This is a genomic window from Sphingobacterium alkalisoli (genome assembly GCF_005049105.1).
In the GTDB taxonomy this organism is placed as follows: domain Bacteria; phylum Bacteroidota; class Bacteroidia; order Sphingobacteriales; family Sphingobacteriaceae; genus Sphingobacterium; species Sphingobacterium alkalisoli.
Map to the genome: position 1 here is coordinate 15,885 of NZ_SUKA01000010.1, position 12,753 is coordinate 28,637.

Consider the following 12,753-nt stretch of genomic DNA (forward strand, 5'->3'; position numbering starts at 1 on the left):
TATAATTTATATTATGAGTATAATTAAGAAAAGCATAATCGCAGTTATTTTACTTTCAACATTTATATCATGTGGTAAGTATGGCTATGATTTCGAAAATGGATTCCAATCGGGAGATACCGATGGTGAAAACCCCAGTGATACCAGTTTAAATTATGTAGATAAATCTATGTTGGATCGGGCACGTATCTATCCTGGGTTGGTCGGGGCAAGTGCTAAACGTATACAGGATACCCTAGTCTCCTTGGATTTGAATTTTCGATATATCAGGAGTTCTGATCTGAAAATTTCGGTGACGCCAAGACCTATCTTTAGTACTGGACTATATGCCCCGGCAGGTGAGAACGTAAAAATTGTGGTACCAACGGGCGCGACGGGCCTGACTGTGCAAGTGGGTGCGCATACCGTGAATTTAACAGGTGAAGAGCCATTGCGTAGAGATCCCGTTATTTACACAGTGAAAGAACTTTTTCCCGGTACCAACTATGTACGTAACCCGTATGGTGGCATTATTTGGATTCATGCGGCTATTGCGATGAGTCAACCCGTGGGATTGAAATTTAGCAATGTTGCACGGACATCGGATTTTATTTTGGGTAAGAGTAATCAAGAGCAGTGGTTGCAGGATGTCGCGAATAACGACGTGCCTTGGCTTGAACTTCGCTCCGAACGGGCTATTTTTACGGTTCCGCGTTCAATGGTCCTTCAATATAGAAGCGAGCTTAAAGTTGCAGAGACCTTGACAGCATGGAATGATATTTATGAGAAGGATTACTACACTTGGATGGGTCTAACTAAAGGAAATCCAGATCCAAAAAATGCTTGGCCTGAATTACCAGAACGTGGCGTGCTTGATATTCAATTGCGAAAGCCGGCATATGCGCACAGTGGACAACCTTGGATGGCCACGCAAGATAAGCATTGGTTTATGCAGTTCTCTAATGCTGATTATATTTTTAGTGGAACTATCGATGGAGCATGGGGAACCTATCACGAAATAGGACACAACTATCAGATGGGATCGACATGGAGCTGGTCTGCGCTGGGCGAAACTACAAATAACTTGTTTGTATTTCGTGGGGCACATCGGTTAGGAAACCCTGGCATAGCGGCACATGGAGCCGTGAGTAAGGACATTCCGAGAGGGTTGGAGTTTGCTGCCACAAATGCTGCGAAGAATTTTAATACAGGAGAAGAACCATTTTTAAGGTTGACACCATTTTTACAAATATTCAATAAAGTGAAGGGTAAAAATGGGGAATCTGGATGGGACTTTTGGACTTTCATTTATACAAAGGCCAGAAATTCGGTCTATGCGTTCTCATTAGATGAAGCGAAAATGGACTTTTTTTATAGGGCCCTCTGTGAATTTACAGGCAAGGATTACGCGCGTTTTATGGATGCGTGGGGTATTCGGGTGAGCAGCGCAGCAAAACGGGATATGCGTAATACCTATCCTGGTATGACTACTAAAATATGGACGTATAATCCGTTGACAAACACGGGCGGAAATGATGAACTGGATCCCAAATATGATATTATCGGATCAGATTTCGTTTGGAGCTCGAATATGGCAAGTGCAGGGGAGGGCGGAGGCTTCCCGAGCTTGAGTGATGGAAAACTGGACACGTATTGGCATACTTGCTATGGTAATTGTACCCCAAATACTACAGCTTCTGCTACCAACCCGACATATCTTGATCTGGATATGAAAAGTCCGCAAGCAATACGCGGCGTTTATTACCAAAACAGACAAAATAATACGTTCAGAAGGGCAACTCGAATCTTTACGAAGATTTCTGAGAATGCTCCATGGATAGATCGTGGTGAGTTAATAATCTCTACAGCGAATACAGATGCAGGTGGTCGCAAAAATAGGGTAGAGATGAAATTCGATACTGTGGAGGAAATTCGCTTTATACGATTCGCATTCACGGAAAATAATTGGGGAGGAGAGGCCCATACGGCTATTGCAGAGGCTGGCGCTTTTTATGAATCGAATTAAAGGACTTTTGTATGAAATATATGATCAAACTTAATAGAACTTTCTTCTTGTTGACTGTTACTGGACTTGCTCTGGCTTCTTCCTGTACGAAGTTTGCGAATCCGGAACCACAATTCGAAGAATATACTGCTGAAGTAGATACAGCAATGAAGCGGAAAGTATTAGTGATAGCTGTGGATGGGCTGGTCGGATCACAGATTAAAGAATATAAGCCGACCACAATCGGAAAATTGATGGAGCATAGTAAATATTCTTATGAGGCGAAAGCAGATCAAAATACCGGCAGTCCGGCAAGTTGGGCATCTCTCCTTACGGGTTATCCTTCTTCTCAGCATAAGATTACACAGGAGTCTTATATGCCTTCAATTGACTTGGAAGATGATCACGCACCATTGGAGTTTACACCATCGCTAATAAATCGTATTGAGGGGACAAACAAGCGGCTGAAAACGGCAACAGTGGTGCAAAATCTAACCATGAGCAATATGTTATTGGCTGATTCGGACTTTAATAACGTGGAGGCTTCTGACAAGGAAGTGGAGCAAAAAACAATAGCATTATTAAAAGATCAAAAACCGGATCTATCTATCATACAATTTAATGGATTGCTGGACGCAGGTAAGGATGGTGGTTTTGTAGTGCAAAATGAAAAATATAAAGCAGCCTTGGATCAGATTGATGCTTATATTGGTAGCATAATAGCTGCAATTGAAGCGGGAGAAAATTTTGAAAAGGAAAATTGGCTTATTGCAATCACTTCACCACATGGCGGAAGTACAACTGGAGGCATCGGGGGAGTTAGTGATAACGAAATCAACACGTTTAGTCTCTATTATAATAATAGATTTAAACCTCTCGAGTTAAAGGCGGAGTCAATGACCTATTTCTTTGCAAATGGGTATTTCCCAGGGACCTATAATCATTATAGTTTTGGTTCGAATGGAAGAACAAGAACGTTCCCCACTATAGGAGTTCGTGCACAGTCTCCTGGCGATGCCTCAAGTAATGTTTTTAATGCAAATTCAACTCCAGATGGATCAATTACCTACGATTTCAAATACAGATTGCATGAGGATAACGTCTGGAAAGGCTTAGACTTTACAGGGGGGTATACGTTTTGGTATAACTATTTTATGGGGAAAGACGCTGCGGCAAACAACGCGAATGCAGGGTGGCATTTATATGGTCAAAATGTTAATTTTAAGTTAAGGTTCCAAGATGGGACGAATACCCAAGAGGTAGAGTTTACGAGAGGGACCGATGGAGAGTGGCATCACTGTACTTTTACCTTTGGGAAACTATCGGCCAACTCTACGAGTATTTCCGTTTACCTCGATGGTGCATTAATAAAGCAACAAAATATTGCTATGGGAGTTGATGCTTTTGCAAATTCTGAGCCGTTAACCGTTGGTTTTAATACGCAGCGGACAGATTTGGGGTATTCATTCTATGATATTGCAGATTTCAGAGTTTGGAAAACTGCGCTTTCAGAGACCGACGTAAGAAAGATTTCTTGTTCTAAAAATATCGAAGAATCAGACCCTTTGTTTAATAGTTTGTTGGCTAGCTACCAAAGCTTTGAAGAAAATGTATGGATAAATAAATTAGGTACTTCAGCCCCCGCGATGACATTGTCAGGAACCCCAAGTATTAGTTTTGCTAAAAATTATATTCCTTGCCAATCTCCTGCTACTGAAGTTTATCTCCAAAATATAGATCTATTTACAGAGGTATTCTACTGGCTGCAATTAGAGATAAATGATGACTGGAAAATGCCAGGAATTGAGTTTTTAAATAATTTCTTAAGTGAATTTTTTGAACAATAATCATGAAAAGATTAAATAATATAGGTTTGCTTTTATTTTGTTCATTCCTATTGGTGGGATGTACCAAACAAAAATTGCTTCTCCCTGTCGTGGAGCAAGGTGAAGAGCAAGGAAACATTGATGTGATAGCAAAACCTACTGATGTCACGTTGATAGGAGGATATGATTATAAATTTGTAGTCAAATGGCCTGAAATGAGTGATAAGACGGTGAAAGTCGTTGTGTCGTTTGAAGATCAAGGCGTGGATAGATCAGTAGAATTTACCGATTTTACGGAGGACGGAGTTTTTGTAACGCAGGAACAGGGGGATCATGATTTTATCTTAACATCCTATGCATCGAATGGCGTAGTATCTAAAATGGCAAAGACGAGTGTAAGTAATAAGGGGTATATTATCGAAGAAGTAATTGCAAATGCAGAAAGCCCATTTCTGTATGAAGGACAAATGCGTATAAATCTAAATAACCCCAATCTAGCCGATATTAAAGTGACGGTTACCTATCCAAAGATATTGGGCGGAAGTGGCCAGTTGTCTTTGCAGAGCGCAGAAGAAAATATTTCTGGGTTATTTGAAGCAAAGGATGGAACAAATACGATTAATGTAGAGCTGGAGGATAATGTAGGCCGTAAAGTATCGAAACAGCTACAATACCAGTATAGTTACCAGCTTGAAGGCACAACAATCACTCCTTTTTTGGGTATTGTAACCTTAAATGCGTTGACCAACTCAAATATTGGAGTAAAGAAAATTAAAGTGACTTATCCTACCGCTAATGGAACTGCTATTGAAGAGGTTGTTGGAACCTCTTTGGTCACTTTTCCGGCAGTAGTGGGCACTTCGACTAAAAATATTGACGTGGAATACGAAGATGTCTATGGAAGAGTACTCGTAAAGACGCTTAATTACGTCTATAACCCTACTTTGACGACTTTTAATACTGCAGCATCTAAAACAGGTTGGTCAGTTGCTGTGAGTGCCAATCATGAGGGGGACGGCGGCGGCGGCCCTGCATTGATTGATGGAAATACAGATACTTTTTGGCATACGCCTTGGTCTGGAGCAATCCCACCTTGGCCCCATGAAGCTACCATCACGTTTGATCAGGAGTTGCTAATTACTAAGGTAATTTTGAATATACGTCATAATAACGGCAGTGGGGCACCTAAAGACTTTGATTTGCAAATAAGCTCGGATGGCGAAACATTTACGACATACCAATCGTTTACAAATACCTCAAATGTAGCGAGAACAGTGGTTAGCTTTGACTTGATCAAAACTCTGCAAACAAAATATGTGAGGGTTTCTTTTAAAAATGGATTTAATGCACAATTCATGAGTTTAGGAGAAATTAGTTTTGAAGGGTATAAAGAGTAATAAGACAGTAGTAAATTAAAAGAGATCGTCTAAAAAGCCTTTAAAGAAGAGATCCCCGACCGCAGAGCGTTTTGGGGATTTTTTGTTTATCCTAAAAAATGCAAATTTTTAGGTGCAAAAAAACAATTGGACACCTTCTTTTAGCTCTTACTCTTCCGTATAAAAATCAATTAAACTTTCTACATATTCCGATTCCCAGCCCTCAACGATCTCGTCGTAGGCATCCTCAGGAATATTGATATGGTTTACTTCAAGAGAAGTACCTTTTTTATGTTCATGCAGTTTGAGGGTAACAATAGAAGGCTCTTCCTGCTCGCCAAAGTACCATTGCTGCACAATCTTTTTCCCCGGTTCGAGTTCGAGGAAGCGCCCCGTGATAGCGCCATCCCATAAGGAAAATTCTCCTCCAACCTGAGGATCTATTTCTACAGTATCCCCCGTCCAAAGACGAATGGTGATTTCGGTGGTGAGTGCAAGATAAATCTCCGTAGGACTAGCCGGAATAACAAAGTATTGCTTGAAATTCTTCATAGACAAACTTAGGTAAATTTTTCACTTTTTACTTTTGATTTTTTACTTTTGATAGAATGAGTAACAAGTTACCCAATGATCTAGTTCGTCGTTTGAGGGCAGATAAAGGTTTCGATACGGAAGCTTTCGTCGCTATCCACGATACCGCGAAAAAGTCAAATACTATTCGGGTTAATCCAGCCAAGCCGGCCGATCTGACGCATTTAAAGCTCGACAAACAGGTGCCGTGGTGCAAAGAGGGATATTACCTCAGCGAGCAACTGATATCCAACTTAGACCTCCTATTTCACGCAGGTTGCTTTGATGTACAAGAGGCGAGTTCGATGTTTCTAAGCTACGCTATCCGGCAACTCGGTCTCGATCAATCGGCGATAAGGGCATTGGATTTGTGCGCAGCTCCCGGCGGAAAATCTACGTTACTTAATGCCTCACTTCATCCCGATAGCCTGCTGGTTGCCAATGATATCGTTAAGGCCCGGGTCATCCTCTTAGCAGATAACCTGATGAAATGGGGTAATCCGAATGTCGTAATCAGCAATAATGATCCCTCTGCCTTTAATCGGTTGCCTGGATATTTTGATCTAATGGTCGTCGATGCGCCCTGCTCCGGTTCGGGCGTATTGAGGAAAGATGATAGTACGGCGATAGACGAATGGTCGGAAGCAAATGTCGCGCTGTGCAGCGAGCGGCAGCGACGGATTTTAACCACAAGTATCGCTTCTTTAAAAACAAATGGCTATTTGTTTTATTCCACTTGCTCGGACTCCATGGAAGAGAATGAAGAGATAGTGGATTGGTTGATCGAGACATTCGACATGGTTAGTGTGCCATTAAATCTTAACACCGATTGGCAGATAGAGGAAACGACATCGCCAAAGTATAAGGCGAGCGCTTTTCGATTCTATCCACACAAAATGGAAGGCGGCGAGTGCTTTTCCTTTGCTGTGCTACAGCGGAGCGGCATACAGGATTCATTTGCGATGAAAAGGATAAAGCCCGAAAAGTATGATGTTCCGCTCGACATAATCCCAAAATGGGTACACAACGACGACAAGGTATTCGTGTTCTCACACCAGGATAATATCCATATAATACCTAGTCAGTACGAGTTAGATCTAAAAGCGCTTCAAAATGTATTATACCTGCGAAATGCGGGCACACAAATTGGAAAATTTACGGGGAAGGAACTCATCCCTTCGCACGATCTAGCCCTTAGTAATTACATACAGAGCAACATTCCTTTTCTATCGCTTGATTTAGAAAATGCATTAAGTTTCCTGCGTAAAGAAGTGCTTCCGGTTGAGCTTAATACCACAGGCAAATTAGGCTGGATACTGATCAGGTATAAAGGAATGAATCTAGGTTGGATGAAAGCGATGCCCAATCGCATCAATAATTATTATCCGAAGAGGATACGGATCGCTAATCTATAGTGCTGTCTGGTGCGCAATTATATGCATACAGATGTCTTTTGCGACTTCTTCTTTTGATTTCAGATCGTAGCTATGGATATTTCTTGCCCGATCGATAAGGGTAATCTTATTGGTGTCTGTCGCAAATCCGGCACCTTTATCTTGCATGGAGTTTAATACGATAAGATCTAAATTCTTGCGGTGTAATTTATCGATTGCATTTTCGAGTTCGTTATTCGTTTCGAGTGCAAATCCCACCAACGTTTGGCCTTCTCTCTTTTCTTTACCCAGCGTAGCAAGGATGTCCGTTGTCTTTTTCAGCGCAATACTAAAATCTTCCGCTTTTTTCTTGATTTTTTGATCGGCTACGACAGTTGGTGTGTAATCGGCTACTGCGGCACTCATTACGATAATGTCGGCCTGTTGAAATTCTGCTTCACAGGCTTCAAACATCTGCGCGGCCGATTGAACAGCTATCTGTGTTACATTTTGAGGTGTTTTCAAGCTCGTAGGGCCACTCACTAACGTTACATCTGCACCTAAACGCTGCAATCGGGCTGCAATCGCATAGCCCATTTTACCGCTGGAGTGATTACCGATAAATCGTACCGGATCAATGGCTTCATACGTAGGGCCCGCTGTTACAAGAGCCCGTTTGCCTTTTAAAGGCAGTGTAGTAGTGCTATGTTCCAGTAAAAACGATAGGATATCTTCGGGTTCTGCAAGACGACCTTCGCCGACTAATCCACTGGCCAGTTCTCCATTACCCGGAGGGATAATAATATTACCATAGGATGCGAGAAGAGCAATATTGCGTCGTGTAGCGGCATGTTGCCACATATCCAAATCCATTGCGGGGGCCAGATATACGGGGCATTTGGCCGAAAGATATACTGCTGCTAGTAAGTTGTCGCATAGCCCATTCGCCAGCTTCCCAATCGTATTGGCAGAGGCAGGGGCAATAAGAATCAGATCGGATTGCAATCCCAAATGCACATGATTATTCCATTCCCCTGTTTTGGGGTTAAAATAATCTACTAAAACTGGATTATTGGAAAGGGTGGAAAGGGTGAGCGGCGTAATAAATTGCGTGGCATCAGGGGTCATTACCACCTGTACGTGGGCTTCAGCTTTTACGAGGAGTCGTATCAGGGAAGCTATTTTGTATGCGGCAATACTGCCGCATACACCTAGCAAAATATTTTTGTCTTTCAAAGACATGGCGCCTGCAGCTTATTCTTGTTCTTTAGCAGGGTTTCTGAAATACACCTTGTCGTTCAAAAACTCATCGATAGCAACTAAGCTAGGTTTTGGTAAACGCTCGTAATGTTTCGAAATTTCAATTTGCTCGCGATTTTCAAATACCTCTTCTAAGTTGTCATTACTAGTTGCAAATTCCGCTAACTTTGATGTTAACTCTTCTTTGATTTCTACCCCAATTTGATTTGCTCTTTTGCTGATCACGACGATAGACTCGTAAAGGTTATCCGTGGTCTTATCGAAATCTCTTAAATCTCGGGTGACAGTAGAATTAGCAACGGTGTTACTCTTTGATTGACTCATATTGTTATATATTATGAAAACTCTTATTAATTTGTTGTACTGTTCGTTTCTGAAAGTTCTTGTACCGGTGTGATCCCAAGTTCTTTTTCACGCTCTTCAATTTGTTTGTTTAATTCATCCAATCGACGAATCGCAAATACAATCTTTTTGTCTGCACTGGCTTTTAATCCGTCTAATTCCGATCTATATTTGCTCTCCGGATAGTTGTTGACAAATGAATTGTAATAGTCTATTGCCTCGTTAAAACGTTTTTCCTGACGATTAGGATAACTGTTGTCGGCAAATAAATATTGCGACTTCATCATTAAATATTCTATTTCCTCGGCATATTTGGTATCCGGATATTCTCTCAACACATTTTCTAAGGCAATTACCGCGGCACGGTAATCATCTGCCAAGCCCATATTGAAATATAGTTTAGCGTTATCGAATGCTTTTTTTTCTAATTTATCCCGTAGATTCTGAATTAAATCGCCTGCTTCTTTTGCCTTTTCGGCCTCGGGATACCTAAAGATGAAAAGTTGTAATTCGTCGATTGCTTTTCTCGTATTCTCTTGGTCCAAATTTGACCTAGGCGATTCAACATAGTAACAATAAGCAGACATGAACAGACATTCTTCAGCTCTTATACTGCCTGGATAGGTATCTGCAAAGCGCTTAAAGTGAAAGCGCGCAGAGGTATAATCTCTCAGTCTGTAGTTGGTATAAGCCATGAAGTAGTACAAATCCTCCGCTTCCGCACGTCCACGGTATTTTTGAATTAAATCGTCAAATAAAATTAAAGCCTTCGAATACTTCCCTTTTTCGTATAATTTAACGGCTTCCTGGTATTTCATCCCAAGATTATTACTATTTCGTAGTTTTTCGAATTTACTTTTACAGCCCGTAAAAGAGAAAATGATGACCAGAAAGGCAGTTAGTATTCCTATTCGCTTATTTAAAAACATTTTACAAAGATACGTCAATTAACAATAATATTCAATTAATTTTTGAAGCGCAATTTACTTGATTTTAATGGATTACTATGGGAACGGATATGCAGTTTAACAAAGTTTAACCTAATTATTTCGCGTGTCATGCTATTGCATTATAAATTAATCCAACGTGGCAATGAAAATAAAAATGTGTATATTTACAACTGGTAAAAGTAATTGAAACAAGAATGACCATAACAGAACGAGTCGAACAAGCATTAGATGGTATTAGGCCTTATCTTGAAACAGATGGGGGTAATGTGAGTATTGAAGAGATAACAGCAGACAATGTGGTTAGGTTGAAATTATTAGGGGCCTGCGCAAGTTGCTCTATGAGTATCATGACATTTAAAGCCGGCCTGGAGCAGGCAATCAAAAAAGCTGTCCCCGAAATTGTGTCGGTCGAAGCAATTAATATCACTGATATAAACGACCCTAATGCGACTACACCTAATCAATTGTAATAGAATTGTTGTGTAGTGATTAACACATTTTAACAGCGGTTACAGATTTATTTTCTTTAGTTTTGTTAAGATGCCAAATAGCTTTAGACATATCGCAATCCTTTTCCTGACGTTAGGCCTGTTTGTAACAGCCCAATCGCAGGAGCGGAAAATATTGCAGTTTAGTGGTTTGATTACCTCCATCGGATCCGATCTTCCTGTAGCCTATGTGTCGATAACAAATATATCCTTTAACAAACAGGTTTTCGTGTCTAACAATGATGGTTACTTTTCATTTGTAGCACATGTCGGCGATACCATCCGGTTTAGTTCGGTAGGATACGACCCCGTAACGTTTGTTATTCCCGAAGCAGACTTAGATAGACACACCGCACATATAAAGATGCAAAGCCTGGTCATTGAGCTCCCGGCTGTTACACCATTTCCTTGGGCCAGCTATGAACAATATGTTTCTGAATTCATGGCATTGAACCTGGGAGATGACAATATTGCAGCAGCGCGAAAAAACCTTACTCCGGAAGCTTTGGCTGCTTTGGCGCGAATCGTGCCTCGAAGTGCTGAAGAGATCCAAAGTTACAATTCCTCGCAACGGCACGGTATAATGAACAATAAGAACATTAATCAACGGTTTAGCAATCCGCTGTTAAACCCTTTCGCCTGGGGAGAATTGATCCAACAAATAAAGAGAGGCGATTGGAGCCGGGAAAAACTGAAATATTAAGGGTTGCCGATTTCTCTTACGCTCAATTTGGAGGAGAAGTAGGCTACAAGTAACGACAAGGAGGCTACCGTCACAAATACCAGTACAAAGTCTTCCGAACGAATATCCACCGGATAAACATCTATTAATGAACCATCCGTCTCGCCGGTGCGTATAAATCCATAGATTTCCTGTAATTTACAGAATATATACCCTACTATAATACCTAGAACACCACCGATAAGAGAGATAAGAATTCCCTCAATAAAAAAGATACGCTCAATCATTGAACGCTCGGCCCCCAAACTTTGGAGGATTTTCATGTCGTCTTTCTTGTCGATCACGAGCATTGTCAATGAGCCCACAATATTGAATATCGCAATGATTCCGATAAACGTAAGAATAAAAAATACGATCCATTTCTCGGATTTTATGGTTTTGTATAAGGTAGGGTTCTGTTCTTCTCTGTTCTTTACATGGAAGTCTTTACCTAAGGTGTTTTTAATTTCATCTTGAACAGCATGGGATTGGAGGGAATCGGTCAAAAATATTTCTACTGCGGTGATTTTATCGGCTTCGCCAAGTAAATCGCGCGCAAACGCCAGCGGTACGATGACCAGATTATCAAATTCGGGCTGATAGGTCAGGACACCGCTCAAACTGATCTTTCGTGAATTGAAATCGTCCAACGGGTTCACGCTATTCACGGAAGCCCCTTTTCGTGGCGAAAATAACTCAATAATATTATCAATGCCAGATATTGGCACGTTCAGGTTGGCCTGCACTTGTGCACCGATAAGGGCGTAAAACGTGCTGTCATGCTGAAGGGTATAATTCCCGGTATGAAGGATATTTTCTGTCCCTTGTTTGGACAGACCTTCGGGATCCATCCCTTTCAACTGCCCGATAAACTGTTGGTTGTCGTACTGCAGCAATACTTTGTCTTCTAGCACCTCGCAGTAGCTTTTTATGCGTTTGTCTGCCGCTATTTTTTTTAACCCCGCGGTATGGGTAGAGAAAACCTTTCCCTTTGCGGGTTCTATCCGAAGCTCGGGGGTGAATGTGCTGTACATGGAAAGTATAAAGCTCTCCATGCCGTTGTAAAAAGAAAGCACAATGACCAATGCGGCCGTACTCACAAAGACACCCACTACGCTGATCAGCGAAATAATGTTAATAGCGTTCACCGATTTCTTCGAAAAAAGATATCTAAAAGCAAATAGTAAAGGAACTCTTATGTGTCTCATCCCCTAATATATGGATTGGTGTTTTTTTCTAACGCGATGGTAGTACTAGGGCCGTGGCCGGGATATACAACCGTATCATCCGGTAGGGTATAAATTTTGGTGGAAATATTGGCCAATAGCGTATCATGGTCTCCTCCTGGTAGATCTGTGCGTCCGATACTGTTTCTAAACAGCACATCCCCCCCGATTAGGAAGCCGAAGGCCGCCGAGTAAAAGCAAAGATGTGCAGGTGAATGCCCCGGAGCAAAAATAAGGGTCAGTTCGTGGTTCCCCAATTGCACCGTATCATGTTCGGTTAAAAACGTATCCGGAATCGGGGAAACGTCGTACCGGATTCCCATCTGCGGTGCGTAATTCTGCACGGCAACCAATACGGGAACTTCACCTTCATGAAATTGAGGCTTTAGACCCCATTCGTCAAAAACAAACCTATTACCCAGCACATGATCGATGTGGCAGTGGGTATTGAGCAGTAAAGTAGGGGTGAGTGTATGCGTTTCGATAAAAGATTTAAGTTTCTGTTCCTCCATAGGATTGTGCATACCCGGATCGATGATGATACAGTTGCGCTGCTCATCATGTAGTATATACGTGTTTTCCTGGTAAGGGTTAAATACGAAAGTTTCAATGCTTATCATACCTCAAATCTAGGGAA

The 12,753-nt window shown here is 41.4% G+C and carries 12 protein-coding genes; 6 read left to right on the top strand and 6 right to left on the bottom strand.

The features are described 5' to 3' along the window. The first annotated feature begins 13 nt into the window (after positions 1 to 13). Genes FAZ19_RS21865 through FAZ19_RS21875 form a run of 3 tightly spaced genes read left to right on the top strand, consistent with a single transcriptional unit; the run spans position 14 to position 5,207 of the window. Positions 14 to 2,005: a M60 family metallopeptidase gene (locus FAZ19_RS21865; protein ID WP_136822902.1), complete on the top strand. Its 1,992-nt coding sequence runs from the start codon at positions 14 to 16 to the stop codon at positions 2,003 to 2,005. 11 nt (positions 2,006 to 2,016) lie between these two features. Beyond that, on the top strand, positions 2,017 to 3,831 hold the full coding sequence (locus FAZ19_RS21870) for a LamG-like jellyroll fold domain-containing protein (protein ID WP_136822903.1): 1,815 nt from the start codon (positions 2,017 to 2,019) through the stop codon (positions 3,829 to 3,831). Positions 3,832 to 3,833: 2 nt separating this feature from the next. Next, positions 3,834 to 5,207 carry a discoidin domain-containing protein gene (locus tag FAZ19_RS21875; protein WP_136822904.1) on the top strand — a complete coding sequence of 458 codons (1,374 nt, stop codon included), beginning with the start codon at positions 3,834 to 3,836 and terminating at the stop codon, positions 5,205 to 5,207. Between the two features lie 147 nt (positions 5,208 to 5,354). On the opposite strand, the gene FAZ19_RS21880 is transcribed toward FAZ19_RS21875, so the two are convergent. Continuing rightward, positions 5,355 to 5,738 carry an SRPBCC domain-containing protein gene (locus FAZ19_RS21880; protein ID WP_136822905.1) on the bottom strand — a complete coding sequence of 128 codons (384 nt, stop codon included), beginning with the start codon at positions 5,736 to 5,738 and terminating at the stop codon, positions 5,355 to 5,357. Between the two features lie 56 nt (positions 5,739 to 5,794). On the opposite strand from FAZ19_RS21880, the gene FAZ19_RS21885 reads away from it, so the two are divergent. Then, the gene (locus FAZ19_RS21885; RefSeq protein WP_136822906.1) at positions 5,795 to 7,171 is read left to right on the top strand and encodes a methyltransferase RsmF C-terminal domain-like protein; all 1,377 of its coding nucleotides are present in this window, start codon (positions 5,795 to 5,797) and stop codon (positions 7,169 to 7,171) included. Here FAZ19_RS21885 and coaBC read toward each other — a convergent pair. From coaBC to FAZ19_RS21900, 3 genes are read right to left on the bottom strand one after another with little or no spacing between them, the layout of a single operon-like run. After that, on the bottom strand, positions 7,166 to 8,371 hold the full coding sequence (gene coaBC, locus FAZ19_RS21890) for a bifunctional phosphopantothenoylcysteine decarboxylase/phosphopantothenate--cysteine ligase CoaBC (RefSeq protein WP_136822907.1): 1,206 nt from the start codon (positions 8,369 to 8,371) through the stop codon (positions 7,166 to 7,168). The genes FAZ19_RS21885 and coaBC overlap by 6 nt on opposite strands. Positions 8,372 to 8,383: 12 nt before the next feature. Then, complete coding sequence (locus FAZ19_RS21895; RefSeq protein WP_136822908.1) at positions 8,384 to 8,713, bottom strand: DNA-directed RNA polymerase subunit omega; 330 nt, start codon at positions 8,711 to 8,713, stop codon at positions 8,384 to 8,386. 26 nt (positions 8,714 to 8,739) lie between these two features. Further along, positions 8,740 to 9,660, bottom strand: a complete 921-nt coding sequence (locus tag FAZ19_RS21900) for an outer membrane protein assembly factor BamD (protein WP_136822909.1) — start codon at positions 9,658 to 9,660, stop codon at positions 8,740 to 8,742. Positions 9,661 to 9,875: 215 nt separating this feature from the next. Between FAZ19_RS21900 and FAZ19_RS21905 the strand changes: the two genes are divergently transcribed. Together FAZ19_RS21905 and FAZ19_RS21910 are read left to right on the top strand one after the other, a co-directional pair. Further along, the gene (locus tag FAZ19_RS21905) at positions 9,876 to 10,151 is read left to right on the top strand and encodes a NifU family protein (protein ID WP_136822910.1); all 276 of its coding nucleotides are present in this window, start codon (positions 9,876 to 9,878) and stop codon (positions 10,149 to 10,151) included. 70 nt (positions 10,152 to 10,221) lie between these two features. Then, entirely contained in the window at positions 10,222 to 10,872 is a 651-nt protein-coding gene (locus tag FAZ19_RS21910) for a peptidase associated/transthyretin-like domain-containing protein (RefSeq protein WP_136822911.1), read from the top strand. On the opposite strand, the gene FAZ19_RS21915 is transcribed toward FAZ19_RS21910, so the two are convergent. Then, on the bottom strand, positions 10,869 to 12,098 hold the full coding sequence (locus FAZ19_RS21915; RefSeq protein ID WP_136822912.1) for an FtsX-like permease family protein: 1,230 nt from the start codon (positions 12,096 to 12,098) through the stop codon (positions 10,869 to 10,871). The genes FAZ19_RS21910 and FAZ19_RS21915 overlap by 4 nt on opposite strands. Then, positions 12,095 to 12,736 carry an MBL fold metallo-hydrolase gene (locus tag FAZ19_RS21920; RefSeq protein WP_136822913.1) on the bottom strand — a complete coding sequence of 214 codons (642 nt, stop codon included), beginning with the start codon at positions 12,734 to 12,736 and terminating at the stop codon, positions 12,095 to 12,097. The genes FAZ19_RS21915 and FAZ19_RS21920 overlap by 4 nt, the downstream gene beginning before the upstream one ends. Between the last annotated feature and the right edge of the window lie 17 nt (positions 12,737 to 12,753).